Origin of the sequence: Streptomyces sp. NPDC006476 (assembly GCF_040612015.1) — a bacterium.
GTDB lineage: Bacteria > Actinomycetota > Actinomycetes > Streptomycetales > Streptomycetaceae > Streptomyces > Streptomyces griseorubiginosus_B.
Window position 1 is genome coordinate 17110 of sequence record NZ_JBEXPK010000067.1, and the last position, 25108, is coordinate 42217.

Below are 25108 nucleotides of genomic sequence, written 5' to 3' on the forward strand. Positions count from 1 at the left end.
ACAGCCCGCAACACCGGCATCCACAGATCACCGGAACCCCTCTTCAATCTCAGGACCACGCCGGGGAGACTCGGCGGTCGGCCCTTCACTTGTTGAGGGATTCGTGAAAGCGTTCACATTCACAAGCACCTGCACGTAATACCAAGGAGAGGTAGCAGCCATGGACTGGCGTCACAACGCCGTTTGCCGCGAGGAAGACCCCGAGCTCTTCTTCCCCATCGGCAACACCGGTCCTGCGCTGCTGCAGATCGAGGAAGCCAAGGCCGTCTGCCGTCGCTGCCCCGTCATGGATCAGTGTCTGCAGTGGGCGCTCGAGTCCGGTCAGGACTCCGGCGTCTGGGGTGGTCTCAGCGAGGACGAGCGCCGCGCCATGAAGCGCCGCGCCGCCCGCAACCGGGCCCGTCAGGCCTCCGCCTGACAACACCCGCCCCGCAAACAGCCTGAGCTTGGCGGCGCGCACAGCGAGTGCGCTTCTCCCGCCCCCGAGCCGCAGCGCGCAGTATCCCCCGGTGCGCCTAGCAATAGAGCAGCAACGAGCGACTGGCCCTGGATCCCCCCGGATCCGGGGCTTTTTGCTGTGCTCACCGCTCGCCGCCCGCCGCCCGCCGCTTACCTCCATGGACTACTTGTGCGCCCGCACCGGTACGTCGAAGATCACCCGGGTCCCCCGCTCCGGCGCCGGCACCATGTCGAACGTACCGCCCAACTCGCCCTCCACCAGGGTCCGTACGATCTGCAGGCCGAGGTTGCCGGCGGTGCGCGGGTCGAAACCCTCGGGCAGGCCGACGCCGTCGTCCTGGACGGTGACCAGGAGGCGGGCCTCCTTGGTGGTGCCGCCACGGACGGCGGAGACCTCGACCGTGCCGGTCTCGCCCTCGCGGAAGCCGTGTTCGAGGGCGTTCTGCAGGACTTCGGTGAGAACCATCGACAGCGGGGTGGCGACCTCGGCGTCCAGGATGCCGAAGCGGCCGATGCGCCGGCCGGTGACCTTGCCCGGCGAGATCTCGGCGACCATCGCGAGCACCCGGTCGGCGATCTCGTCGAACTCCACACGCTCGTCGAGGTTCTGGGAGAGCGTCTCGTGCACGATCGCGATCGACCCGACCCGGCGCACCGCCTCCTCCAGGGCCTCCCGGCCGCGGTCGGACTCGATGCGGCGGGCCTGCAGACGCAACAGGGCCGCCACGGTCTGGAGGTTGTTCTTCACCCGGTGGTGGATCTCCCGGATGGTGGCATCCTTGGTGATCAACTCGCGCTCGCGGCGGCGCAGTTCGGTGACGTCCCGGAGCAGGACCAGCGAACCGATGCGGGTGCCCTTGGGCTTGAGCGGGATCGCGCGGAACTGGATGACCCCGTCGTGGGCCTCGATCTCGAACTCGCGAGGCGCCCAGCCGCTGGCCACCTTGGCGAGCGCCTCGTCCACCGGGCCGCGGGTCGGGGCGAGTTCGGCCGTCGTCCGGCCGAGGTGCTGGCCGACGAGGTCGGAGGCGAGGCCCATGCGGTGGTAGGCGGACAGGGCGTTCGGGGAGGCGTACTGGACGATGCCGTCCGCGTCGAGACGGATCAGGCCGTCGCCCACGCGTGGGGCGGCGTCCATGTCCATCTGCTGGTTCGCGAAGGGGAAGGCGCCGGCCGCGATCATCTGCGCGAGGTCGGAGGCGCTCTGCAGATAGGTCAGTTCGAGCCGGCTCGGGGTGCGCACGGTGAGCAGGTTGGTGTTGCGCGCGATGACACCGAGGACGCGCCCCTCCCGTCGCACCGGGATCGACTCGACCCGGACCGGGACCTCCTCACGCCACTCGGGGTCGCCCTCGCGTACGATCCGGCCCTCGTCGAGCGCCGCGTCCAGCATCGGGCGGCGGCCGCGCGGGACGAGGTGGCCGACCATGTCGTCCTGGTAGGAGGTGGGGCCGGTGTTGGGCCGCATCTGGGCGACGGAGACATACCGGGTGCCGTCGCTGGTGGGCACCCACAGGACGAGGTCGGCGAAGGAGAGGTCGGAGAGCAGCTGCCACTCCGAGACCAGCAGATGGAGCCACTCGAGGTCGGAGTCGTCGAGGGCGGTGTGCTGGCGGACCAGTTCGTTCATGGAGGGCACGGGTGCGAGCGTACCTGGCGGTATGTGGGTGGCCGAAAACCGGCTTGAGAACACCCGCGGGCCGCGGCGCCTGGGAGGGACCCTCAACCCTCCCGGCACCGCAGCCCGGAGCAGCATCGGCCGCGGGGTGTGCGGTCCCGGTCGGCCGAAGGTCGAGGAGCCGGGGCAGTCAGGGCAGAGAGCTCCGGTTCCTCGGTCCGTCCTCCTGTGCGGGGAGGGCGGAAGTCCGATTCAATTGTGGACTAGACCACTACGCGTGTCCATGCGTTGGAGCCTGTTGGTTGTTGTTATTTCCCGACCGGCTCGACGGCTACAGGGACGCCCTGGTGTCCACCACGCAGCCTAACCCGTGTGGGTTCATGTGCGGGGCCAGATGGACATGGCAATTTCAGCGAGGCCTGCCGGCTGCTCCCGGCTCGCCCCGTCCTGCGCCTGTTGCAACATGCCCTGGATCATCGCGCCGTTGTGCCGGGCCAGGGCGCGGGCGTCGGTGGAGGGCGGTGACTCGCCTGCGGTGACGCCGACCCGGATAGGGCTCTCTAACGCGGCGATGCCGGCGTTGCGCCGCGCGCAGGGACTCCTCGGCCTCGGGGGCGGCGCAGTTGGTGGCCGTGCGGGCGGCCCGGCGCCGTGTACGCGGCGGCGGGCCGCCCGCAGCACCCGCGCGACGGCCGCTCGGGGGGGCTCCTCGGCGAGCGCGCGGTCGGTGAAGGCGCCGTGGTGGGCCCGGCAGAGGGTCACGGCCTCGTCGGACAGCGCGCGTTTGTCGCTGAAGGCGGCGTACAGGCTCGGGGCGCCGATGCACATTACGCGGGTGAGGCCGACGACGGAGGTCGCCTCGTAGCCGTGCTCCCAGAAGGCCAGGACGGCCTGCTCCAGGGCGGCTTCGGCACCGGCCCGGGGGCTCTTCTCGTCGCCGCCCACCATGGACGGAACTGTGCGATCAGTGGGTCTCCGTCACCTTCGCCAGGGCGCGGGGCGCGTCCGGGTCCTGGCCGCGGGCGATGGTGACCTCGTAGGCGAGGAGCTGGAGGGGGATGATCTCGAGGATCGGCTGGACCTCCTCGGCGACGCCCTCGGTGGGCAGCACCAGACCGGCCGAGGCCCGCTCGACCTGCTCCCGGGGACCGACCACGAAGAGATCGGCGCCGCGGCCGCGCAGCCGGTCCAGGACCGGCTGGAGGGCCTCGCCGCCCTTGCCGTCGGTGACCACCGCGATGACCGGGGAGACGTTGTCGACCATGGCGAGCGGGCCGTGCAGCAGGTCGGCGCCGGAGTAGGAGAGGGCGGGGATGTAGCTCGTCTCCATCAGCTTCAGCGCCGCCTCCTTGGCCGTGGGATAGCCGTAACCGCGGGAGGTGATGACCATGCGCTCGGCGAAGCGGTAGCGGGCGGCCAGGGAGCGGACCTCGTCCTGCCGGGCGAGCAGTTGCTCGGCGAGGTCCGGGAGCACCTTCGCGGCGCCGCCGTCGCCGCCGCGCAGTCCCTCGACGAAGAGGTAGAGGGCGAGGAGGGAGGCGGTGTACGTCTTGGTCGCCGGGAGCGCCTTCTCCGGTCCGGCCATGATGTCGACGTGGTACTCGGAGACGCCGGCCAGCGGTGAGTCGGGGTTGTTGGTGACGGCGAGGGTGATCGCGCCGGCCTCGCGGGCCGCCCGGGTCGAGGCCACCAGATCAGGGGAGCCGCCGGACTGGCTGACGGTGATCACCAGGACGTCCGCGAGGTCGGGACGGGCGCCGTACGCCGTGGTGGTGGACATCGAGGTCAGTCCGCAGGGCAGGCCGAGGCGGATCTCCAGCAGGTACTTGGCGTACAGGGCGGCGTTGTCGGAGGTGCCGCGCGCGGTCAGCAGGACGAACCGGGGCCTGCGGGCGGCGATCTCCTGGGCCACCTGCCGGATCGCCGGGGCGCCCTCGTCCAGGATCCGCCGCAGTACGGCGGGCTGCTCGGCCATCTCACGGGCCATGATCCGGCCCGGGACGTCGGTCTGCGGCTCCGGTGGCGTGGCGGTCATGGTGGTTCCTCCTGGATCGGGCTGCGCTGCGGTACCCATTGCACTCCCCCGGCCCCCATGGTGCCCGTCCGGCGCGTGAACGGCTCCCGAGCGGGCGGTTTCAGGGTTCGGACGACCTGGGCCGCGGGATCCCGCTCTGTTAGATTGACCCCGCACAGATTGGTCTAAACCACATAGTCCTACACGGTCCTTCAGAACGGCAGGCCCCAGCGTGGAAGTTGTCATCGTTCCGGACGCCAGGTCGGGTGGCGAGCTCGTCGCCGAGGCCATGGCACGGCTGTTGCGACGCAAGCCGAACGCGCTGCTCGGCGTGGCCACGGGGTCGACTCCGCTGCCCGTGTACGAGGCGCTGGCGGCCCGGGTGCGCGCCGGTGCCGTGGACGTCTCACGAGCGCGGATAGCGCAGCTCGACGAGTACGTGGGCCTGCCGGCCGAGCACCCCGAGTCGTACCGTTCCGTGCTCCGGCGCGAGGTGCTGGAGCCGCTCGGCATCGGCATGGAGGCGTTCCTGGGGCCCGACGGGACGGCCGAGGACGTGCAGGGCGCGTGCGAGGCGTACGAGGCGGCGCTGGCGGGGGCCGGGGGCGTGGACCTGCAGTTGCTCGGGATCGGGACGGACGGGCACATCGGCTTCAACGAGCCGTGCTCCTCGCTGGCCTCGCGGACGCGGATCAAGACGCTGACCGAGCAGACACGGGTGGACAACGCGCGGTTCTTCGACGGGAACGTCGAGGCGGTGCCGCATCACGTGATCACGCAGGGGATCGGGACGATTCTCGAGGCTCGGCACGTGGTGCTGCTCGCGACGGGGGAAGGGAAGGCGGAGGCGGTCGCCGCGACGGTTGAGGGGCCGCTTGCCTCTGTGTGTCCGGCGTCGGCGTTGCAACTGCATCCGCATGCGACGGTGGTTGTGGATGAGGCTGCGGCGTCGAAGCTGAAGCTGGCGGACTACTTCCGGCACACGTATGTCAACAAGCCGGATTGGCAGGGGATCTGACGGTCTGTTGCGGAGTGCGGGTGGTGGGGGCTGGTCGCGCCCACGTGGCGGAGCCGCAAATCGATACAGCCCCGCGCCCCTGTGGGGCGCGGGGACAACGCTGGACTACTCCCCCGCGATGACCTCCGCCGCCGCTCGGCCGCAGACTCGGGCCGCGCCGTGGGTGGCTATGTGGAGGGTGCCTCGGGGTGGGGCCTGGGGGAGGCCCATTTCGACCACGATGGTGTCGGGCCGGGTGCGCAGGACGGTGTCCAGGGCCCGCCCCATCCAGGGGTGGCGGTGTTCGTCGCGGACCACCGCCACGATCTGACGACGACCGGCCGCCGCCAGGGTGGCCAGGCCGGCGTCCTCTCCGGCGAACGTTCCTGTTTCGGTGCCCGGGAGCAGCCGGGAGAGTTCCGCGCCCACGCCCCACGGGGTCTCCTCACTCACGGCGATGTTGGCGACCGGGGTGAGGGCGGCGACGTAGGGCGGTTCGGTGAGGGGCGTGAAGGGCTGGGCGGACGTCAGTCTGAGGGCGCGGCGGGCCGCGCGCAGGCCCACCTCCTCGTCGGCCGGTGGCCTGGCGTCGGCGTCACCCGCCGCGCTCGTCCAGCGGGCCAGGGCCCGTACCCGTTCCGCTGCGTCCGTCAGGCGGGCCTCGGGGAGTTCGCCGGTGCGGACCGCCGTGACGAGGGCGTCGCGCAGCCGCCGTACCGTCTCGTCGTCGGCGAGGCCGCCGCCCACGCAGATCGCGTCGGCGCCGGCCGCGATGGCCAGGACGCTGCCACGTTCGATGCCGTACGTGGCCGCGATCGCCTGCATCTCCATGCCGTCGGTGACGATCAGGCCGTCGTAGCCGAGTTCGCCGCGCAGCAGCCGGGTCAGGACCGGGCGGGACAGGGTCGCGGGGCGGACCGGGTCGAGGGCCGGGACCAGGATGTGGGCGCTCATGACGGCCCGGGTGCCGGCGGCGAGGGCCGCACGGAACGGGGCGAGTTCGCGGGCCGAGAGCACCTCGGCGGGCACGTCGATGCGCGGGAGCGCGTGGTGGGAGTCGACGGCCGTGTCCCCGTGGCCGGGGAAGTGCTTGGTGCAGGCGGCAACGCCGGCGGACTGCAGGCCGGTGACGTAGGCCGCCGTGTGCCGGGCCACCAGGTCGGTGTCGGCGCCGAAGGAGCGCACGCCGATGACCGGGTTCGCGGGGTTGGAGTTGACGTCGGCGGAGGGGGCCCAGTTGAGGTTCACCCCGCAGGCGGCGAGGCGGCGGCCCAGTTCGGCGGCGACCTGCCGGGTCAGTTCCACGTCGTCGACCGCGCCCAGGGCGTTGTTGCCGGGGAAGGAGGAGCCGGTGCGCACCTCCAGGCGGGTGACGTCACCGCCCTCCTCGTCGACGGCGACGAGCACGTCGTCCCGTTCGGCGCGCAACTGCGCGGTCAGGGCCGCCAGTTGTTCGGTGGAGGCGATGTTGCGGCCGAAGAGGCCGACGGAGGCGAGGCCCTCCCCGATGCGGCGCAGCAGCCAGTCGGGGGCGGTCGTGCCGGTGAAGCCCGGTTGCAGGACCGTGAGGGCGTCGCGGGTCAGGGTGTCGGAGCCGCTGGCGATTGTCGTCATCGGGGGCGTTATCCCTTCACGGCGCCCGCGGTCAGGCCCGCGGCCATCTTGCGCTGGACGAGGAGGAAGAGGGCGACGATCGGCACGGCCATCATGGTGGCGCCGGCCATCATCGGGGCGTACTCGGTGCCGTGTTTGGTGGTGAAGTTGCCGAGCCAGACGGTCGCGGTCTGGTGCTGCTGGCTGAGCAGCATGAGGGCGTAGATGTACTCGTTCCAGGCCTGGATGAAGGCGTAGACCGAGGTGGCGACCATGCCGGGGGCCAGCAGCGGGAAGACCACGCGGATGAAGGCGCCGGTGCGGGAGCAGCCGTCGACCATCGCCGCCTCCTCCAGTTCCCGGGGGATGTTGACGATGAAGCCGCGCAGCGTCCACACCGTGAAGGGGAGGATGAAGGTCAGGTACGTGATGATCAGGCCCGAGAGCTTGTCGTACTGCTCCAGGTCGTTGAGGAGCAGGAAGACCGGGATGATCATGGCCACCAGCGGGACCATCTGGACGGCGAGGATGCCGATGATGACGACCTTGCGGCCGCGGAAGGCGAACCGGGAGATGGCGAGCGCCGCCAGCAGGCCGACGACCATGCCGATCACCACGACGGACAGGGAGACGATCAGGCTGCGGCCGACCGGGCCCCAGAAGTCCGCGATGTCCAGCGCCCGGCGGAAGTTGGCCAGGGTGAAGCCGGTCGGGAAGAGGCTCGGGTCGGGGTCGATGGTGTCCTTGGCCGGCTTGATGGCCGTGTTGAGCATCCAGTAGACGGGGAAGCCGGCGGTCAGGAAGACGAGGAGACCGAGGAGGTTCCAGCCGAGCTTGGACTTGCGGGGCCGCCGCCCCGTGGTGATCGCGCTCATTCCACCTCTCCGATCTTCAGCATCTGGCGCATGTACACGGCGACCACGCCCAGCAGCAACAGCACGGTGATCAGGGCGATCGCGGAGCCCTGCGCGTAGTCGTTGACCTGGAAGGCGCGGTCGTAGGAGTAGGTGGTCAGGAGCTGGAACTCGTCCTCGGGATGGCCGTCGCGCATCACGAAGACCTGCGGGAAGACGCCCATGTCCCAGATGACCGACAGGGTCGTGAGCATCACGATGATCGGCTTGAGGATGGGCAGGGTGACGTACCGGAAGACGCCCCAGGGGCCCGCGCCGTCCAGCCGGGCCGCCTCCTCCAACTCCGCCGGGACCTGGGTGAGTCCGGCGCTGAGGGTGATGACGACGAAGGGTACGGCGCCCCAGACCACGAGCAGCATGATGACGGCCAGGCCCTGCGGGCCGCTCGCGAACCAGTTGTGGCCGATCAGCTGCACCCCGGGCAGCTTGCTGAGCAGCGCGTTGAGGATGCCGTAGTCGCTGTCGAACAGCCACTTGAAGACCGTCGTGGCGACGATGATCGGCATGCCCCAGCTGGCCACCAGCACGATGTTGACCAGTGTCTTCACCCAGCCGGAGACGCGTTGCAGCAGCAGCGCGATCAGCATGCCGAGGACCATCGTGAAGATGACCGACCCGGCGGCGAAGATGATCGTGCGCAGCACGACCTGCCAGAACTGGGTGTCGCCCAGCACCCCGGTGAAGTTGGCGAACCCGACCCACTCGGCCGGCTGGAAGCCCCACAGCTGGGACTGCCCGAACTTCTGGAAGGACAGGGTGACCAGGCGGACCATGGGATAGCCCATGACCAGGGCCAGGATCAGCAGACAGGGGGCGAGCAGCAGCCACGGTGTGGCCGCGCCGCCCGAGATGCGGCCTCTGCGTGGCGCGTTCGGGGCGGACGGTGGTGACGGCGGCGCCTGCCGCGGCGGCGGCACCTTGGCAGGGGTGGTTGTGTCTGCGGCACTCATCGCGCGCTCCTCAGCGGTCCCTCAGGTCCTACGGTCGTACGAGAAGCAGGGCCCCCGCCCCGGACGTTGACCCGGGGTCGAAAGGGCCCTGCCCTCAGGTCACTTGGTGTTGATGACCTTGTCGATCGCGGCGTCCGCGGCCTTCGCGGCGGCCTCGACCGACTGCTTGCCGGTGCCGATGCTCTGCAGCATGGTCTGCAGCACCTGGGCCTTCTCGACCTGGCCCCAGCCGGGCGCCATCGGGACGAACCAGTTGGACTCGGCCGCGGTGGCCGGGACCGCCGTCGCGGGGTCGTTCTTCAGGGTCTGGAGGTCGGTCTTGTTGTTGGGCAGGTTGCCCTTGGCCATCAGGCCCTTCTGACCGGAGGGGCCGGTGAAGGCGTTGATCCACTCGGCGGCGACACCCTGCGCCTTGGACTTGACCGGGATGGCGAGGTCAGAACCGCCCAGGAAGACGGGCAAGTTCTTGCCGGACGGACCCGGCATCACGAAGTTCTCGAGGTTGTTCTTGAGCTTGCCGGTCTTGTCGTTCTTCGGGTCGGCGGAGGTCGCGCCCTCCCAGGCGGCACCGAAGATCATGCCGGACTTGCCCTGGCCGTAGACGATGTAACGGTCGGACTCGTCCTTGGTCTTGTCACCGTGCATGTACTTGTCGATGACGTTCTTGAACTCGGTGAGGCCCTTGATGGACTCCGGCGAGGAGAGGTTGCCCTTCCACTGGCCGCCGTCCTGCTTGGCTATGGAGCCGCCGGCGTCGTAGACGAAGGACATGGCCGCGTACCAGTCACGGGTGGGCTGGTACCAGGCGGAGAACTTGTTGCCCTCCTTGGCCTGCACCTTGTCGAGGGCGGCGGTGAGTTCGGCGTACGTCTTCGGCGTGGACTTCACGCCCACCGAGGCGAAGAGGTCCTTGCGCCAGTTGCCGACCCGGCCGCCCGCGTAGTAGGGAACGCCGTAGGTCTTGCCGTCGTACGTCACCGAGGCCTTCAGGCCGTCCAGCCAGGCGGAGGAGTTGGTGAACTTCGCGGGGTCGACGGGGGCGAAGGCGCCCTTGACCATGTAGCTCAGCATCTCGGTGTTGCCCATCTCGACCACGTCCGGCACCTTGTCGGTGGCCAGGACCGCGTCGAGCTTGGTGTTCTTGTCCGGCCAGCCGTAGTACTCGTGGTTGATCTTGATGCCGGGGTGGGCCTTCTCGACGGCCGCGTCGGCGGCCTTCACGAGGTTCGGCCAGTTGTTCTGGGCGTCGACCGTGAGCCAGACCGTCAGCTCCTTGGCGTCGGAGCCGGACGTCGAGCTCTTGTTGTCGCTTCCCCCACACGCAGCGACCGAGACCATCATGCCCGCGATACCGATCGCGGCTGCCAGCTTGCGCTTCACGCCACCCTCCTCAGGGATGCCCACACCTCCCCGCCCATACGCCGGGACCTGAACCAATGGTGTAGACCAGTACCGGGAGCTTGGACCAGACCACGAAGCCTGTCAAGAGTGCTCGAAAAGGCTCTGACCAGCCGTTATGCGACCTACATATGCAGGAACCTTTAAGTAAGAAGCCAGCGAAAACAGCGGCGGCGGAGTAGTCTCGTCCGCTAGACCACTTGGCTCTGTGGACTAGACCAAAACAGGTGGCGACGGTATACAGAGGGGATCACGACGTGACCCGCGTCCGGAGCCGGGAAGGCAGACCATGAGTACCGACGTCAGCAGTGCGGAGAACGACGGCGGGGCAGGCGTCCGTATCGCGCGCGTGCCCAAGTACTACCGCCTGAAGAAGCACCTGCTGGACATGACGGAGACACAGTCGCCCGGCACACCGGTACCGCCCGAGCGCACCCTCGCCGCCGAGTTCGACACCTCCCGCACCACCGTGCGGCAGGCGCTGCAGGAACTGGTCGTGGAGGGGCGCCTGGAACGCATCCAGGGCAAGGGCACCTTCGTCGCGAAGCCGAAGGTCTCCCAGGCGCTGCAACTGACCTCCTACACCGAGGACATGCGCGCCCAGGGCCTGGAGCCGACCTCGCAGCTGCTGGACATCGGCTACATCACCGCCGACGACCGGCTCGCCGGGCTCCTGGACATCACGGCCGGCGGGCGGGTGCTGCGCATCGAGCGGCTGCGCATGGCCAACGGCGAGCCGATGGCCATCGAGACCACCCACCTCAGCGCCAAGCGCTTCCCGGCCCTGCGCCGGTCCCTGGTCAAGTACACGTCTCTGTACACGGCGTTGGCCGAGGTGTACGACGTCCATCTCGCCGAGGCCGAGGAGACCATCGAGACCTCGCTGGCCACCCCGCGCGAGGCCGGCCTGCTCGGCACCGACGTGGGCCTGCCGATGCTGATGCTCTCCCGCCACTCCCTGGACCGGGACGGACAGCCGGTGGAGTGGGTGCGGTCGGTGTACCGGGGGGACCGGTACAAGTTCGTGGCGCGGCTGAAGAGGCCCGTCGACTGAGGGGAAGGGGGCGGGGGTTCCACCCCCGCCACGGGTCTTCACGGAATCGACATACCGATATCCCGACGCGGTCTTCCACTGCCGTGACGCCGTGACCTACATTGCCTGCGCGTTACACATGTGATCACAGGCGATCGTGAGGGGACGGAGCCGCCGTATGTCCGAAGTACCCGAAGTGAGACCACCGGTGGTGACCCCGGTCCGCGTGATCATCGCCATCTGCCTGCTCGCACCCTTCGTGGCGATGCTGTGGGTCGGGTCCTACGCCAAGACCGACCCGGAGTTCATCGGCATCCCGTTCTTCTACTGGTACCAGATGCTGTGGGTGCTGGTCTCCACGGCGCTGACCATGACCGCGTACAAGCTGTGGCAGCGTGACCAGCGCGCCCGCAAGGGGGGTGCGGGCAAGTGAAGGACGGTGTGAACGGCGTCGCGCTCGGCGTCTTCATCTTCTTCTTCCTGGCCGTCACGGCCATGGGCTTCCTCGCCGCTCGCTGGCGCAAGGCCGAGAACGAGCACAGCCTCGACGAATGGGGCCTGGGCGGACGGTCGTTCGGCACCTGGGTCACCTGGTTCCTGCTCGGCGGCGACCTGTACACGGCGTACACCTTCGTCGCCGTACCGGCGGCGATCTACGCGGCGGGCGCGGCCGGCTTCTTCGCCGTGCCGTACACGATCCTGGTCTACCCGCTGATCTTCACGTTCCTGCCGCGCCTGTGGTCGGTCTCGCACAAGCACGGGTACGTGACGACCTCCGACTTCGTGCGCGGACGCTTCGGCTCCAAGGGCCTGTCGCTGGCGGTGGCGCTGACCGGCATCCTCGCGACGATGCCGTACATCGCGCTCCAACTCGTCGGCATCCAGGCCGTGCTGGACGTCATGGGCGTGGGCGGCGGTGAGAACACCAACTGGTTCGTGAAGGACCTCCCGCTCCTGATCGCCTTCGGTGTGCTCGCGGCCTACACCTACTCCTCCGGCCTTCGGGCCCCCGCCCTGATCGCGTTCGTGAAGGACACGCTGATCTACATCGTCATCGCGGTGGCGATCATCTACATCCCGATCAAGCTGGGCGGCTTCGACGACATCTTCGCCAAGGCGGGCCACGCGTTCGCGCAGACCAACCCGGCGACGGGCAAGCCGCGCGGCGCCCTGGCACCGGCCGAGCCCGCCCAATGGACGTACGCCACCCTGGCGTTGGGCTCGGCGCTCGCACTGTTCATGTACCCGCACTCGATCACCGCGACGCTCTCCTCCAAGAGCCGCGAGGTGATCCGCCGCAACACCACGATCCTGCCGCTGTACTCGCTGATGCTCGGCCTGCTCGCGCTGCTGGGCTTCATGGCCATCGCGGCCGGGGTCAAGGTCACCAACGGCCAGCTGGCGATCCCGCAGCTCTTCGAGAACATGTTCCCGAGCTGGTTCGCCGGGGTGGCCTTCGCGGCGATCGGCATAGGCGCGCTGGTCCCGGCGGCCATCATGTCCATCGCGGCCGCGAACCTCTTCACCCGCAACATCTACAAGGACTTCATCAAGCCGGACGCCACGCCGAAGCAGGAGGCCCAGGTCTCCAAGATCGTGTCGCTGGTGGTGAAGGTCGGCGCACTGGTCTTCGTCCTCACCATGGACAAGACGGTCGCCATCAACTTCCAGCTGCTGGGCGGCATCTGGATCCTGCAGACCTTCCCGTCCCTGGTCGGCGGCCTCTTCACCCGCTGGTTCCACCGCTGGGCCCTGCTCGCCGGCTGGGCGGTCGGCATGATCTACGGAACGGTCGCGGCGTACGGCGTGGCCTCCCCCACCCAGAAGCACTTCGGCGGCTCGTCGAAGGAGATCCCGGGCATCGGGGAGATCGGCTACATCGGCCTCACCGCCTTCGTCCTGAACGTGGCGGTGACGGTGGTCCTCACCTTCGTCCTAAAGGCCCTGAAGGCCCCCGAGGGCATCGATCAGACCAGCCCGGAGGACTACACGGCGGACGCGGGCGACCCCGGGGTGGAGGTGGAACTCCCGCCTGCGACTGCAGGAAGCGCCCACTGAAGCGCCCCTATAGGGGCGCGGGGCTGTATCGATATGCGGCTCCGCCGCGTGAGCGCGATCAACCACGGACACTCGCAGCGGGCCACCGAAGGAACCCCCCTCGGCGGCCCGCTCTTCCGTTCCCCGAAGCAACCCCGACACAACATATGGGGGTGCTACCCAAACCCGGCACTAGATGTATGCTCATCTCGCTGTCGCCGCAGGGGAATCCGGTGCGAATCCGGAACTGTCCCGCAACGGTGAACCCGCGCACACCCGTGCGCGGAGTCAGTCCGAGGACCTGCCGACAGCGCACCCGGCCACACCGGCCCGGGTGCCCTGACGTCCGGGCCTCGCGGAATGGGCCGGTGGATGCGAAGCGCGCCGCGCTCGTGTGCTGCCCCCTGCCCGCAAGGCCCCGTGCCGAGCGAGGGAGAGCCCCACGTGACCATCGCGCCGCCGGCCGATCCGGCCTCAGCGACCGACCCGGCTTCAGCGACCGAGCCGGAAGCCGACGGACACGGTGCCGCACTGCTGCGCACCCTGACCGAGCTGACCGCTGACCTGCCCGACGCCGACCCCGGCCGGGTCGCCGCCGCCGCACTGCGCGGCCGGTCCGCGCGGGCGGACGGGGCGGAACTGCGCGAGCTGGCGACGGAGGCGGCGGCCGGCCTCATCTCCGAGGACCCGGCGTACAGCAGGCTGGCCGCCCGGCTCCTCACCCTGAGCGTCGCCGCCGAGGCCGCCTCGCAGGGCGTCACGTCCTTCACCGAGTCCGTCGCCGTCGGCCATCGCGAAGGGCTCATCGCCGACCGCACCGCGGAGTTCGTACGGCTGCACGCCGACCGCCTCGACGCGCTGATCGACCCCGCGGCCGACGACCGCTTCGGCTACTTCGGCCTGCGCACCCTCTACAGCCGTTACCTCCTGCACCACCCGATCACCCGCAAGGTCATCGAGACGCCGCAGCACTTCATGCTCCGCGTGGCGAGCGGTCTCGCGGACGACACCGCGCTCGGTTCGGAGACAGGCGCCCGTGCCGTGGACGAAGTGGCCTCCCTCTACGGCCTGATGAGCCGCCTCGACTACCTGCCCTCCTCCCCCACCCTCTTCAACTCCGGCACGCGGCACCCCCAGATGTCGTCCTGCTACCTCCTCGACTCCCCGAAGGACGAACTGGACTCCATCTACGACCGCTACCACCAGGTCGCCCGTCTCTCCAAGCACGCCGGCGGCATCGGCATCGCCTACTCCCGCGTCCGCGCCCGTGGTTCGCTGATCCGCGGCACCAACGGCCACTCCAACGGCATCGTCCCGTTCCTGAAGACGCTGGACGCGAGCGTCGCCGCCGTGAACCAGGGCGGCCGGCGCAAGGGCGCCGCGGCCGTCTACCTGGAGACCTGGCACTCCGACATCGAGGAGTTCCTGGAGCTGCGCGACAACACCGGTGAGGACGCCCGCCGTACGCACAACCTGAACCTCGCGCACTGGATCCCGGACGAGTTCATGCGCCGGGTCGACGCCGACGAGCGGTGGTCGCTGTTCTCCCCGGCGGACGTGCCCGAACTCGTGGACCTGTGGGGCGAGGAGTTCGACGCGGCGTACCGGCAGGCGGAGGCGGCGGGGCTCGCCCGCAAGACGCTCCCGGCCCGGGAACTGTACGGCCGGATGATGCGCACCCTCGCGCAGACCGGCAACGGCTGGATGACCTTCAAGGACGCCGCCAACCGCACCGCGAACCAGACGGCGACCCCCGGTCATGTCGTCCACTCCTCCAATCTCTGCACGGAGATCCTGGAGGTCACCGACGACGGTGAGACGGCGGTGTGCAACCTCGGCTCGGTCAACCTGGGCGCCTTCGTGGCCGGCCGCGGCATCGACTGGGAGCGGCTGGACGAGACCGTCCGCACGGCCGTCACCTTCCTCGACCGTGTCGTCGACATCAACTTCTACCCGACCGAGCAGGCGGGCCGCTCCAACGCCAAGTGGCGCCCGGTGGGTCTGGGTGCGATGGGCCTGCAGGACGTCTTCTTCAAGCTGCGACTGCCCTTCGACTCGCCCGAGGCCAAGGCCCTGTCCACGCGTATCGCCGAGCGCGTCATGCTCGCCGCGTACGAGGCCTCCGCGGACCTCGCCGAGCGGAGCGGCCCGCTGCCCGCCTGGGAGAAGACCCGGACCGCCCGGGGTGTGCTGCACCCCGACCACTACGACGTCGACCTCGCCTGGCCGGAGCGCTGGGCCGCGCTGCGCGCGCGGATCGCGGCGACCGGCCTGCGCAACAGCCTCCTCCTCGCCATCGCGCCGACCGCGACCATCGCCTCCATCGCGGGTGTGTACGAGTGCGTCGAGCCGCAGGTGTCCAACCTGTTCAAGCGCGAGACGCTGTCCGGCGAGTTCCTCCAGGTCAACTCGTACCTGGTACGGGAGCTGAAGGACCTCGGCGTCTGGGACGCCCGCACCCGGGAGGCCCTGCGCGAGGCGGGCGGCTCGGTGCAGGACTTCGCGTGGATCCCCGAGGACGTACGGCGCCTGTACCGCACGGCGTGGGAGATCCCGCAGCGCGGCCTGATCGACATGGCGGCGGCCCGTACGCCGTACCTGGACCAGTCCCAGTCCCTGAACCTCTTCCTGGAGACGCCGACCATCGGCAAGCTCTCCTCGATGTACGCGTACGCCTGGAAGCAGGGCCTGAAGACGACGTACTACCTCCGTTCCCGCCCGGCGACCCGCATCGCCCGCGCCGCACGGGCGACCGTGCCCGTACCGTCGGCGGACGCCGTCGCCTGCTCCCTGGAAAACCCCGAGTCCTGCGAGGCCTGCCAGTAATGCCCAGCAACCAGAACCTGCTCGACCCCGGCTTCGAGCTGACTCTGCGTCCCATGCGCTACCCGGACTTCTACGAGCGCTACCGGGACGCCATCAAGAACACCTGGACCGTGGAGGAGGTCGACCTCCACTCGGACGTGGCCGACCTGGCGAAGCTGTCCCCGATGGAGCAGCACCTGATCGGCCGGCTGGTCGCCTTCTTCGCCACGGGCGACTCGATCGTGGCGAACAACCTGGTGCTCACGCTCTACAAGCACATCAACTCCCCGGAAGCGCGGCTGTATTTGTCGCGACAGCTCTTCGAGGAGGCCGTCCACGTCCAGTTCTACCTGACGCTGCTGGACACCTGTCTCCCCGATCCGGAGGACCGGGCGGCTGCCTTCGACGCCGTCGAGAACATCCCCTCCATCCGTGAGAAGGCGGAGTTCTGCTTCCGGTGGATGGACTCGGTGGAGAACCTGGACCGGCTGGAGTCCCAGGCCGACCGGCGCCGCTTCCTGCTCAACCTGATCTGCTTCGCAGCGTGCATCGAGGGCCTGTTCTTCTACGGCGCCTTCGCGTATGTGTACTGGTTCCGCAGCCGGGGTCTGCTGCACGGTCTCGCCACCGGCACCAACTGGGTGTTCCGCGACGAGACGATGCACATGTCCTTCGCCTTCGACGTGGTCGACACCGTGCGCAAGGAGGAGCCGGACCTCTTCGACGACCGGCTCCGGCAGCAGGTGACGGACATGCTGAAGGAAGCGGTGGAGGCGGAGCTGCAGTTCGCCCACGATCTGTGCGGCGAGGGGCTGCCGGGGATGAACACCGAGTCGATGCGGCAGTACCTGGAGTGCGTCGCCGACCAGCGCCTCACCCGCCTCGGCTTCGCTCCCGTGTACGGCTCCGAGAACCCGTTCTCCTTCATGGAGTTGCAGGGTGTCCAGGAACTGACCAACTTCTTCGAACGCCGCCCCTCGGCCTACCAGGTGGCGGTGGAGGGCACGGTCGATCTGGACGAGGACTTCTGACGGACCCGGCTGTGGTAAGCCAGGGGGATGATCGGCCGCCTCCCTCTCGATGAGCAACTCGACGCCCTGCGCGCGGTGTTGTCCCGCAACGACGTGCTGACGGAGGTGCTGGCGCGGACCGCGACGCTCGGCCTGCCCGGGTGGTATCTGACGGCCGGGTGTCTGTTCCAGACGGTGTGGAACGTCGTCACGGACCGGCCGCCGGCCCATGGCATCAAGGACTACGACGTCTTCTACTTCGACGACCGTGATCTGTCCTGGGAGGCCGAGGACGCCGTGATCAAGGCCGGCCGGGAGGTCTTCGCCGGCCTTCCGGCCGAGGTCGAGATCCGCAACGAGGCGCGGGTGCACCTCTGGTACGAGGAGAAGTTCGGGGTGCCGTGTCCGCCACACGAGTCCAGTGAGGCGGCGATCGACTGCTTCGCGGCTACGACGTGCTGTCTGGGGGTGCGGCTGGAGGGGGATGGGCGGTGGCGGGTGTATGCGCCGCACGGGCTGAGTGACGTGTTCCATCTCGTCGTACGGCCGAATCCGGTGCTCGCCCCGCGAGCCGTCTACGAGGCCAAGGCAGCCCGATGGCGCACGCAGTGGCCGGAGTTGACCGTGTTGGACTGGCCATAAAGGATCCATCCGTCGTCCATGGAGTTCCTATGGAGCGGCAAAGTTCTTCCGGCGCATCTGTTCCGCCGCCCCGCGCCCCGGCTACCTTCCTGCCGTCCTGTCATGTCACCCACAACAGCAGCACAAGCGCACCACAGCGACGTCACAGGACGCCGCATGTAAACCCAATGTGTCATGCCCATGACGGAATCGCGCACTGCCGCCGCTACGCGCGTCACAGGCCTGCCACCAGCGTCGAGAACCCCACTCCCACGACGGAGGCAGTACCCCCATGCGTGAGAAGTCCCGACGGAGTCTGCGAAGACTCCTGACCGCAGCCCTCCCCGCCCTCGCCCTCGGCGTCGCCGGACTCGTCGCCGCTCCGGCGACCCAGGCCCAGGTCCAGACCCAGGCCACGGCGACCTCGTCCCACTCCCGCGTCACCCAGAACGCCCAGGCCCTCACCTCCCCCGCCCGGCAGACCTTCCACTCCACCGGCAAGGCGGGCCAGAAGGTACCGACACAGCACCTGTGCGGCACGGCGACCCCCGGTCACGCGGCCTGTTTCGCCCAGCGCCGGACCGACATCAAGCAGCGGCTGGCCTCCGCGGTGGCCGCCGCCGCGCCCTCCGGTCTCAGCCCGGCCAACCTGCACAGCGCCTACAACCTGCCCTCGACGGGCGGCTCGGGCCTGACGGTCGCCGTGGTGGACGCCTACAACGACCCCAACGCGGCCTCGGACCTGGCCACTTACCGCTCGACCTACGGCCTGTCGGCCTGCACGGTGGCCAACGGCTGCTTCAAGCAGGTCAGCCAGACCGGTTCGACGACCTCGCTGCCGACCAACGACAGCGGCTGGGCCGGTGAAGAGGCCCTCGACATCGACATGGTCAGCGCCGTCTGCCCGAACTGCAACATCATCCTCGTCGAGGCCAACTCCGCGAACGACACCGACCTCGGCATCGCCGAGAACGAGGCCGTGTCGCTCGGCGCCAAGTTCGTCTCCAACAGCTGGGGCGGCTCCGAGGCCTCGTCGCAGACCAGCGAGGACACCTCGTACTTCAAGCACCCGGGTGTCGCCATCACCGTCTCCGCCGGCGACTCCGCCTACGGCGCCGAGTACCCCGCGACCTCCCAGTACGTGACGGCAGTCGGCGGCACCGCCCTGTCCACCTCGTCCAACTCCCGCGGCTGGACCGAGTCCGTGTGGAAGACCAGCTCCACCGAGGGCACCGGCTCCGGCTGCTCGGCGTACGACCCCAAGCCGAGCTGGCAGACCGACACCGGCTGCTCCAAGCGCATGGAGGCCGACGTCTCCGCGGTCGCCGACCCGGCCACCGGTGTGGCCGTGTACGACACCTACGGCGGTTCCGGCTGGGCCGTCTACGGCGGCACCAGCGCCTCGTCCCCGATCATCGCCGGCGTCTACGCCCTGGCCGGCACCCCGGGCTCGAGCGACTACCCGGCGAAGTACCCCTACAGCCACACCAGCAACCTGTACGACGTGACCAGCGGCAACAACGGCTCCTGCTCCACGGCGTACTTCTGCACCGCCGAGACCGGCTACGACGGCCCGACCGGCTGGGGCACCCCCAACGGCACCACGGCCTTCACCGCCGGCACCACCTCCGGCAACACGGTGACCGTCACCAACCCGGGCAGCCAGTCGACGACGACCGGAAGCTCGGTCAGCCTGCAGATCAAGGCGAGCGACAGCGCCGGGGCCACGCTGACCTACAGCGCGAGCGGCCTGCCGACCGGGCTGTCCATCAGCAGCTCGACCGGCCTGATCTCCGGTACGGCGTCCACCGCGGGCACCTACCAGGTCACCGTCACCGCGAAGGACTCGACCGGCGCCTCCGGCTCGGCCTCCTTCTCCTGGACGGTCGGCTCCAGCGGCGGCACCTGCACCTCGACGCAGCTGCTCGGCAACCCCGGCTTCGAGTCGGGCAACACCACCTGGACCGCGTCCAGCGGGGTCATCACCAACTCCACCAGCGAGAGCGCCCACGGCGGCTCGTACTACGCCTGGCTGGACGGGTACGGCTCCAGCCACACCGACACGCTGTCCCAGTCGGTGACCGTCCCGAGCGGCTGCAAGGCCACCTTCACCTTCTACCTGCACATCGACACCGCGGAGACCGGAAGCACGGCGTACGACAAGCTGACGGTCAGCGCGGGTTCGACCACCCTGGCGACGTACTCGAACGTCAACGCCGCCTCGGGCTACGTGCAGAAGTCCTTCGACCTGAGCTCCTTCGCGGGCTCGACCGTCACCCTGAAGTTCAGCGGTGTCGAGGACTCCTCGCTCCAGACCAGCTTCGTCGTCGACGACACCGCCGTCACCACGAGCTGAGCACCGCTTGAATCCGGGCCCCGGTCGCCGCCTTCGCGGCCGGGGCTCCGGCATGCGCGGGCGTGGATCCGAACATGTGGGTGACACGTCAAAGAGGAGAGGAGGCCCCCATGCGTCGATCGATCCCCCACACGACTCTCGCCGTCGCCGCGCTCGCCCTCGTCCTCGCCGGCTGCGGCGGCCAGGCAGACAGCGGCAAGGGCGGCGGAAGCAACAGCGTGTCGTCCTCTCCCACCCCTACGACCTCGCCCGCCCCCACGTCCCCGTCCTCACCAACCCCCACGAGTCCGTCCTCTCCGACCCCCACCACCTCGCCCACCCCGAGCTCCACGGGCTGTACGCCCGCAGCCACGCTCGACGCCCGCGACAGCGGCCGTACCGTCTGCCTGGCGGTCGGCGACACGCTCCGGATCAGTCTGGACGGGACGTCCAAGCGGCCCTGGAAACCGGTCACCGCCAAGGGCTCCGCCCTTCAGGCCACCAACAGCGGCATCGTGCTGCAGCCCGGCGACGCGAGCGCCGCCTTCAAGGCCGTGGCGGACGGCAGGACCCGGCTGGAGTCCACGCGGCCGTTGTGCGCCGCCCAGACGGGCCGGGTCTCGTGCCTGGGGATTCAGGAGTGGTGGGTCACCGTGGTGGTGAAGTAGCGCCGCCCGAGGGCCGGGCGCTCCCGCGCGCCGAGGCCCTCGGCCTCCAGGCGGGCACGTTCGGCCTCGCGGATCTGGCGGTCCACCCGACGGTCGTGCGCGATGCCGATCACGGACGGGAGCACGATCAGGGCGAGGAGTCCGAGAACGAACAGCATTCCGATCAGTCCTTCGATGTGTGCCGTATCCATAGACACCACTGTCGCGCCGTTGACTCCTTACAAACAGTGGCAGGACTGCCGTAGAGCCTCGAAAAACTGCCAACCCTGAGGCACACTGGAGACATGCTCCAGAACGTGGCCGCCGTCGTGCTGGACGGCGTGAACCCCTTCGAACTCGCCGTCGTCTGCGAGGTGTTCGGCATCGACCGCAGCGACGACGGACTGCCCGTGTACGACTTCGCGGTCGCCTCCGCCGAGGGGCCGGTGCTGAGTACCCGCGGCGGCTTCTCCATGCAGGTCGAGCACGGTCTGGAGCGGCTGGAGGAGGCCGACCTGATCGCCGTGCCGGCCGGCGCCCACTACGGGAGCAGGGATTTTCCGCCGGAGATGCTCGAGGCCCTGCGCCGCGGGGTCGACCGGGGCGCGCGGGTGCTCAGCGTCTGTTCCGGTGTCTTCGTGCTCGCCGCCGCCGGGCTGCTGGACGGCAGGCGCTGCGCCGTGCACTGGCACGACGCGGGGCAGCTGGCGCGCGCCTACCCACGGCTGAAGGTCGAGCCCGACGTCCTGTACGTCGACGAGGACCCGGTGATCACCTCGGCGGGGACCGCCGCCGGTATCGACGCCTGTCTGCACATCGTGCGCAAGGAGCAGGGCCCGGAGGTCGCCAACAAGATCGCCCGGCGCATGGTGGTGCCGCCGCACCGGGACGGCGGGCAGGCGCAGTACATCGAGCGGCCGCTGCCGAGGAACTCGTGCGACACCGTCGGCGAGGTGCTGGCGTGGATGGAGCGGCATCTCGACGAGGAGGTCACCGTCGAGCAGCTGGCCGAGCGCGCGCACATGTCGCCGCGCACCTTCGCCCGCCGCTTCCAGCAGGAGACCGGGACGACCCCCTACCGCTGGATCCTGCGCCAGCGGGTGCTGCTGGCGCAGCGGTTGCTTGAGGCGACGGACGAGACGGTGGACGCGATCGCCGGGCGGGCCGGGTTCGGCAACGCGGCCGCGCTGCGGCACCAGTTCATCCAGGCGGTCGGCACCACGCCGAACGCCTACCGGCGCACGTTCAGGGGGCCCGAGGCGGCCGCCTGAACGTCGTCCGGCGTCTCAGTCGTTGGCGACCACGGGATAGCGGGGCTCGTTCTCGGCCATCTGCCGCAGCGCCTCCTTGCGCTCACGCTTGGAGAGCCGGTCGATGTAGAGGTACCCGTACAGGTGGTCGGTCTCGTGCTGCAGGCAGCGGGCGAAGTAGCCGGTGCCGCGGACCTTGATCGGGTTGCCCTTCTCGTCCTGGCCGGTCACCTCGGCGTAGTCGGGGCGGGCGAGCGGCGCGTACGCGGTGGGCACGGACAGGCAGCCCTCGTTGCTGTCGTCCAGCCGGCGCTGGTCGGCGGGCAGGTCGACCAGCTTGGGGTTGCAGACCACGCCGACGTGCCGGGCGCCCTCGTCGTCCCCGCAGTCGTAGACGAAGACCTTCAGGTCGACGCCGATCTGGTTGGCGGCCAGGCCCACGCCCTCGGCGGTGCGCTGGCTGGCGAACATGTCCGCGACCAGCTGCTCCAGCTCGGGGCCGAACTCGGTGACGTCCTTGCACTCCTTGTGCAGCACCGGGTTCCCGACGACCGTGATCGGCCGCGAGGTGCCGCGCTCGCGCCAGGCGGCCTCGCGCTCCTCCGCGTCCCCGGTGTCGATGACGAAGCCCTCGTCGTCCACGGGAAGCACGCCCGCGTGCTGCTGATCGGTGTCCTGCTGCGCCATGACCGACGTATGCCTTCCTGCAACCATGCCAATTCCGGGAGTACAGCCTAAAGGCAGTTCGGCGGGGAGGTCCGGTCAGCAGACTTCTTCGAGGTCCCGCCAGTCCCTGGAGTCCGGGCTGTCCGCCACCCACCCGTCCAGCAACCCCCGTACCAGCGAGGCCGGCGCCGCCACCCCGCACTCCCGCTCCGGTACCCACATCTGCCCGTCGGTGCGGTGGCCGAGGGGGCCCGGGTGGCCCGGCTCGCTGTGGTCGTGGGGGTCGAGATGCTCGCCGTCGCCCTCGTCCGAGGGCATACGGGACTCGCTGCACATCCGGCACAGCAGCCGGACCGACGACGACCAGTCCTCCGCCGCGAACCCGGCGTCGGCGGCCAGTTGCTCCAGCGCGTCACGGTCCGCCTCGGTCGCCGCCTCCAGCAGCACCACCCAGGTCGGAACGGGCGAGGGCGCCCACAGCTCGATCTCGTCGAAGACGGGGTAGGCGTGCCCGGCGGCCGTGGTGCGCTCACCGTGCGGAACGCCGTCGTGCAGCACGACCTCGCCCCAGCGCCGTCCGGACGACGGCAGCGGGATCGACAGCACCTCGATCCGCGCGGGATCCAGCCGCCGCCCCCACACCACCTCGGCCTCCCCCTCCGGGGACAGCCGTACGGCGGCGCTGCCCAGGTCCATGCCGAGCGGTTCGCCGGACGCGGTGGCGACGCCCGGCACACGCAGCCCGTACGCCTGCCAGGCACGTCGGGCCAGCGGCCAGTCCTGCAGGGCCGTGGCCGCGATGCCGACGTTCCACCAGTCGGGCGCCCCGGTCTCCCGGTCCAGCAGGGCGACGGCGCGCAGTCCGGCCGCGCGGGCCTGTTCCCAGTCGTGCCGGAACTTGTGCAGCAGGGCGAGGTTGAACCAGGACTCCGACAGCCAGGGCTCCAGATCGGCGGCGCGCGTCAGCAGCGCGCCCGCGTCCTCGTACCGGCCGTCGCCGATCAGCGTGAAGGCGCGATCGGTGGCCTGCCGCCAGGAGGCGGAGGGCCGGTGCCGTCCCTTGCCGAAGATCCTCACGATTCCCGCCTGCCAGTTCCGTGGAGTGGGCCGGCCCAGAGCCTGCTGCCCCCGGACACCCTCTCATTCGCATCCAACCACGTGCGGCTGGAAGGGCGCTCATTACCCATGGGTTACCCAGCCGAGGGGACGGTCAGACAGTCCCTGGCGAGGACCCGGGCGAGCGATTCCACCACGTCGGGCGCGTAGTCCCCGGCGGTCGCCAGGCGCAGTTCCTCCAGCGCCGTCAGGGGTCCGCCGGGTCCGGCGCCCTGCACCTTCTCCTCGTACGCGTTGACGGCCCGCACGATCCGGGCCGCGACGGGCTGCTCCCGGTAGGGGTCGGCCTGCCGCTCGACGACCACGGCGACGGCCGGATCGACGCCGGTCTGACGTACGACGGCCCCGCCGAGCAGCGCGATCCGCCGCTGCTCGGGGCCGGGCAGGTCGGCGGTGGCGCCCGCCGGTACCGGGTCGACGAGGCTGAGCTGACCGATGTCGTGCATGAGGGCCGCGGACTCCAGGACGGCCAGTTCGGGCCGGGTGAGCCCGAGGTCGCGGCCGACGGCCCGGCTGAGTTCGGCGACCCGGCGGGCGTGCCCGGGCGGGGTGTAGCCGGCGATCTCGGTGGCGCGGGCGAGGGAGGCGATGGTCTGCCGGTAGGTGGTCCGTACGGCGGCGTACCGCCTGAAGGACAGCTGGGTGAGCAGCAGGGGCAGGCAGAAGACCGGGAGCGCCCAGAGGCCGACGACCGCGACCGCGAGCGCCATCACCGCACCGGTCGCGCAGACCGCCGACCCGATGCCGAGCAGGGCCCGCAACTCGTCCCGCAGCAGCGGGCCGAAGGGCCAGCCGGTGCGGGAGTGGGCGAGGGCGGCGGCGAGCACGCAGTCGCACAGCACGGTGAGGGTGAGCAGCGCGAGCAGCAGCAGGGCGTAGGCGGGGCCCTTCCAGTGGTCGAACACCCCGCGGTTGTAGAGGGGTTGGAAGCAGACGGCGGCGAAGGCGACGGACAGCACACGCCGGGCGAGATGGTCGAGGACGGGTCCCTGACCGCGCGCCACGTGCGGTACGCAGCCGAGCAGCGCGGCCGCGAGCACGACGGCGACGACCTGTGCGGCCCCGTGCCGGGAGGGCTCCTGGGCGTTGGCGCCGAGCAGGGCGTACGACAGCGCGCCGGCGGCTCCGAGCGGCGCGGCCTCCCTGACCCGGGCGCCGGTCCAGCGGTGGAGCTCGCCGACGGTGACGAGCACGCCGAAGGCGAGGGCCGTGGGGCGCTCCTCCATGCCGTTCCAGAGGGTGACGGCCAGCGAACCGCCGGCCAGCAGTGCGGCCCCGGCATGAATGAGGGCGGTGAGCGACGGACGGCACGGACGCGACCGTACGGTCATCTACGCACCCCCTGCCGGTCGGTGCAGGGTGGAGCCGGGCCCCCGGAACGAGCCTCGACACCCGCCCACCGGACGACCCCGTTCCCCGGGGCGATGCCCGACGAGCCGGCCACCGAGAAGCCGGTCCCGGTGGGCACGAGCCCGGCCAACAACACGCTGCACGACCGCACCCTCATCGACGAACCCCCTCCCCGTCGGCGCCCGACGAGGCCAGGACACCGGAACGAGCCTCGACACCCGCCCACCGGACGACCCCGTTCCCCGGGGCGATGCCCGACGAGCCGGCCACCGAGAAGCCGGTCCCGGTGGGCACG

The 25108-nt window shown here is 70.0% G+C and carries 21 protein-coding genes, 1 pseudogene and 1 riboswitch; of the genes and pseudogenes, 11 read left to right on the plus strand and 11 right to left on the minus strand.

The genetic code is table 11. The features are described from left to right. The first annotated feature begins 160 nt into the window (after positions 1-160). Positions 161-418, plus strand: coding sequence for a WhiB family transcriptional regulator (locus tag ABZZ74_RS42415; RefSeq protein ID WP_006142322.1), 258 nt, complete (start codon positions 161-163; stop codon positions 416-418). Positions 419-622: 204 nt separating this feature from the next. Here the strand turns inward: ABZZ74_RS42415 and ABZZ74_RS42420 are convergent, their stop codons facing one another. The 3 genes and pseudogenes from ABZZ74_RS42420 to ABZZ74_RS42430 all read right to left on the minus strand — a co-directional run bounded on the left by ABZZ74_RS42420 (position 623) and on the right by ABZZ74_RS42430 (position 4112). Then, complete coding sequence (locus ABZZ74_RS42420; protein ID WP_356949499.1) at positions 623-2089, minus strand: PAS domain-containing sensor histidine kinase; 1467 nt, start codon at positions 2087-2089, stop codon at positions 623-625. Positions 2090-2455: 366 nt separating this feature from the next. Beyond that, positions 2456-3025, minus strand: a pseudogene (locus ABZZ74_RS42425) (TetR/AcrR family transcriptional regulator). Between the two features lie 16 nt (positions 3026-3041). Continuing rightward, positions 3042-4112 (minus strand): SIS domain-containing protein, encoded by a 1071-nt coding sequence (locus ABZZ74_RS42430; protein WP_356949481.1) that lies wholly within the window; start codon positions 4110-4112, stop codon positions 3042-3044. 211 nt (positions 4113-4323) lie between these two features. Here ABZZ74_RS42430 and nagB point away from each other — a divergent pair, with 211 nt between their 5' ends. Further along, positions 4324-5109 (plus strand): glucosamine-6-phosphate deaminase, encoded by a 786-nt coding sequence (nagB, locus tag ABZZ74_RS42435; RefSeq protein ID WP_356949482.1) that lies wholly within the window; start codon positions 4324-4326, stop codon positions 5107-5109. Between the two features lie 105 nt (positions 5110-5214). On the opposite strand, the gene ABZZ74_RS42440 is transcribed toward nagB, so the two are convergent. The 4 genes from ABZZ74_RS42440 to ABZZ74_RS42455 form a co-directional block, all read right to left on the minus strand. Beyond that, complete coding sequence (locus tag ABZZ74_RS42440) at positions 5215-6702, minus strand: glycoside hydrolase family 3 protein (RefSeq protein WP_356949483.1); 1488 nt, start codon at positions 6700-6702, stop codon at positions 5215-5217. An 8-nt stretch (positions 6703-6710) separates the two neighbouring features. Continuing rightward, positions 6711-7556, minus strand: coding sequence for a carbohydrate ABC transporter permease (locus ABZZ74_RS42445; RefSeq protein WP_356949484.1), 846 nt, complete (start codon positions 7554-7556; stop codon positions 6711-6713). Then, positions 7553-8545: a sugar ABC transporter permease gene (locus ABZZ74_RS42450; RefSeq protein ID WP_356949485.1), complete on the minus strand. Its 993-nt coding sequence runs from the start codon at positions 8543-8545 to the stop codon at positions 7553-7555. The genes ABZZ74_RS42445 and ABZZ74_RS42450 overlap by 4 nt, the downstream gene beginning before the upstream one ends. A gap of 99 nt (positions 8546-8644) precedes the next feature. Further along, positions 8645-9925 carry an extracellular solute-binding protein gene (locus ABZZ74_RS42455; protein ID WP_356949486.1) on the minus strand — a complete coding sequence of 427 codons (1281 nt, stop codon included), beginning with the start codon at positions 9923-9925 and terminating at the stop codon, positions 8645-8647. Positions 9926-10232: 307 nt separating this feature from the next. On the opposite strand from ABZZ74_RS42455, the gene ABZZ74_RS42460 reads away from it, so the two are divergent. From ABZZ74_RS42460 to ABZZ74_RS42495, 8 genes are all read left to right on the plus strand, one after another. Then, positions 10233-10997, plus strand: a complete 765-nt coding sequence (locus ABZZ74_RS42460) for a GntR family transcriptional regulator (protein ID WP_356949487.1) — start codon at positions 10233-10235, stop codon at positions 10995-10997. Between the two features lie 157 nt (positions 10998-11154). Then, a complete protein-coding gene (locus ABZZ74_RS42465) occupies positions 11155-11409 on the plus strand; it encodes a DUF3311 domain-containing protein (protein WP_356949488.1) in 255 nt (84 codons plus the stop codon). Beyond that, complete coding sequence (mctP, locus tag ABZZ74_RS42470; protein WP_356949489.1) at positions 11406-13034, plus strand: monocarboxylate uptake permease MctP; 1629 nt, start codon at positions 11406-11408, stop codon at positions 13032-13034. Before ABZZ74_RS42465 ends, mctP begins: the two co-directional genes overlap by 4 nt. A 172-nt stretch (positions 13035-13206) precedes the next feature. After that, positions 13207-13337: riboswitch (cobalamin riboswitch) on the plus strand. 120 nt (positions 13338-13457) lie between these two features. Beyond that, entirely contained in the window at positions 13458-15839 is a 2382-nt protein-coding gene (locus ABZZ74_RS42475) for a ribonucleoside-diphosphate reductase subunit alpha (RefSeq protein WP_356949490.1), read from the plus strand. Then, the gene (locus ABZZ74_RS42480) at positions 15839-16849 is read left to right on the plus strand and encodes a ribonucleotide-diphosphate reductase subunit beta (RefSeq protein WP_356949491.1); all 1011 of its coding nucleotides are present in this window, start codon (positions 15839-15841) and stop codon (positions 16847-16849) included. The genes ABZZ74_RS42475 and ABZZ74_RS42480 overlap by 1 nt, the downstream gene beginning before the upstream one ends. Before the next feature lie 27 nt (positions 16850-16876). Further along, a complete protein-coding gene (locus ABZZ74_RS42485; protein ID WP_356949492.1) occupies positions 16877-17470 on the plus strand; it encodes a nucleotidyltransferase family protein in 594 nt (197 codons plus the stop codon). A 271-nt stretch (positions 17471-17741) separates the two neighbouring features. Then, a complete protein-coding gene (locus tag ABZZ74_RS42490; RefSeq protein ID WP_356949493.1) occupies positions 17742-19805 on the plus strand; it encodes a putative Ig domain-containing protein in 2064 nt (687 codons plus the stop codon). Positions 19806-19915: 110 nt separating this feature from the next. Beyond that, positions 19916-20452 (plus strand): hypothetical protein, encoded by a 537-nt coding sequence (locus tag ABZZ74_RS42495; protein ID WP_356949494.1) that lies wholly within the window; start codon positions 19916-19918, stop codon positions 20450-20452. Here the strand turns inward: ABZZ74_RS42495 and ABZZ74_RS42500 are convergent. Continuing rightward, positions 20419-20643: a hypothetical protein gene (locus ABZZ74_RS42500; protein ID WP_208784456.1), complete on the minus strand. Its 225-nt coding sequence runs from the start codon at positions 20641-20643 to the stop codon at positions 20419-20421. The genes ABZZ74_RS42495 and ABZZ74_RS42500 overlap by 34 nt on opposite strands. A 93-nt stretch (positions 20644-20736) precedes the next feature. Here ABZZ74_RS42500 and ABZZ74_RS42505 point away from each other — a divergent pair, with 93 nt between their 5' ends. Continuing rightward, the gene (locus tag ABZZ74_RS42505; protein ID WP_356949495.1) at positions 20737-21702 is read left to right on the plus strand and encodes a helix-turn-helix domain-containing protein; all 966 of its coding nucleotides are present in this window, start codon (positions 20737-20739) and stop codon (positions 21700-21702) included. Between the two features lie 15 nt (positions 21703-21717). Here the strand turns inward: ABZZ74_RS42505 and def are convergent, their stop codons facing one another. The 3 genes from def to ABZZ74_RS42520 all read right to left on the minus strand — a co-directional run bounded on the left by def (position 21718) and on the right by ABZZ74_RS42520 (position 24794). After that, entirely contained in the window at positions 21718-22368 is a 651-nt protein-coding gene (gene def, locus ABZZ74_RS42510; RefSeq protein ID WP_133044551.1) for a peptide deformylase, read from the minus strand. A gap of 75 nt (positions 22369-22443) precedes the next feature. Beyond that, positions 22444-23424 (minus strand): hypothetical protein, encoded by a 981-nt coding sequence (locus tag ABZZ74_RS42515; RefSeq protein WP_356949496.1) that lies wholly within the window; start codon positions 23422-23424, stop codon positions 22444-22446. A 113-nt stretch (positions 23425-23537) separates the two neighbouring features. Continuing rightward, positions 23538-24794: an HD domain-containing protein gene (locus ABZZ74_RS42520; RefSeq protein ID WP_356949497.1), complete on the minus strand. Its 1257-nt coding sequence runs from the start codon at positions 24792-24794 to the stop codon at positions 23538-23540. Between the last annotated feature and the right edge of the window lie 314 nt (positions 24795-25108).

Coding starts and splice junctions, on each gene's coding strand:
- ABZZ74_RS42415 (WP_006142322.1), top strand. CDS start 161: ATGGACTGGCGTCACAACGCCGTTTGCCGCGAGGAAGACCCCGAGCTC.
- ABZZ74_RS42420 (WP_356949499.1), bottom strand. CDS start 2,089: ATGAACGAACTGGTCCGCCAGCACACCGCCCTCGACGACTCCGACCTC.
- ABZZ74_RS42430 (WP_356949481.1), bottom strand. CDS start 4,112: ATGACCGCCACGCCACCGGAGCCGCAGACCGACGTCCCGGGCCGGATC.
- ABZZ74_RS42440 (WP_356949483.1), bottom strand. CDS start 6,702: ATGACGACAATCGCCAGCGGCTCCGACACCCTGACCCGCGACGCCCTC.
- ABZZ74_RS42445 (WP_356949484.1), bottom strand. CDS start 7,556: ATGAGCGCGATCACCACGGGGCGGCGGCCCCGCAAGTCCAAGCTCGGC.
- ABZZ74_RS42450 (WP_356949485.1), bottom strand. CDS start 8,545: ATGAGTGCCGCAGACACAACCACCCCTGCCAAGGTGCCGCCGCCGCGG.
- ABZZ74_RS42460 (WP_356949487.1), top strand. CDS start 10,233: ATGAGTACCGACGTCAGCAGTGCGGAGAACGACGGCGGGGCAGGCGTC.
- ABZZ74_RS42465 (WP_356949488.1), top strand. CDS start 11,155: ATGTCCGAAGTACCCGAAGTGAGACCACCGGTGGTGACCCCGGTCCGC.
- ABZZ74_RS42480 (WP_356949491.1), top strand. CDS start 15,839: ATGCCCAGCAACCAGAACCTGCTCGACCCCGGCTTCGAGCTGACTCTG.
- ABZZ74_RS42485 (WP_356949492.1), top strand. CDS start 16,877: ATGATCGGCCGCCTCCCTCTCGATGAGCAACTCGACGCCCTGCGCGCG.
- ABZZ74_RS42490 (WP_356949493.1), top strand. CDS start 17,742: ATGCGTGAGAAGTCCCGACGGAGTCTGCGAAGACTCCTGACCGCAGCC.
- ABZZ74_RS42495 (WP_356949494.1), top strand. CDS start 19,916: ATGCGTCGATCGATCCCCCACACGACTCTCGCCGTCGCCGCGCTCGCC.
- ABZZ74_RS42500 (WP_208784456.1), bottom strand. CDS start 20,643: ATGGATACGGCACACATCGAAGGACTGATCGGAATGCTGTTCGTTCTC.
- ABZZ74_RS42505 (WP_356949495.1), top strand. CDS start 20,737: ATGCTCCAGAACGTGGCCGCCGTCGTGCTGGACGGCGTGAACCCCTTC.
- def (WP_133044551.1), bottom strand. CDS start 22,368: ATGGCGCAGCAGGACACCGATCAGCAGCACGCGGGCGTGCTTCCCGTG.
- ABZZ74_RS42520 (WP_356949497.1), bottom strand. CDS start 24,794: ATGACCGTACGGTCGCGTCCGTGCCGTCCGTCGCTCACCGCCCTCATT.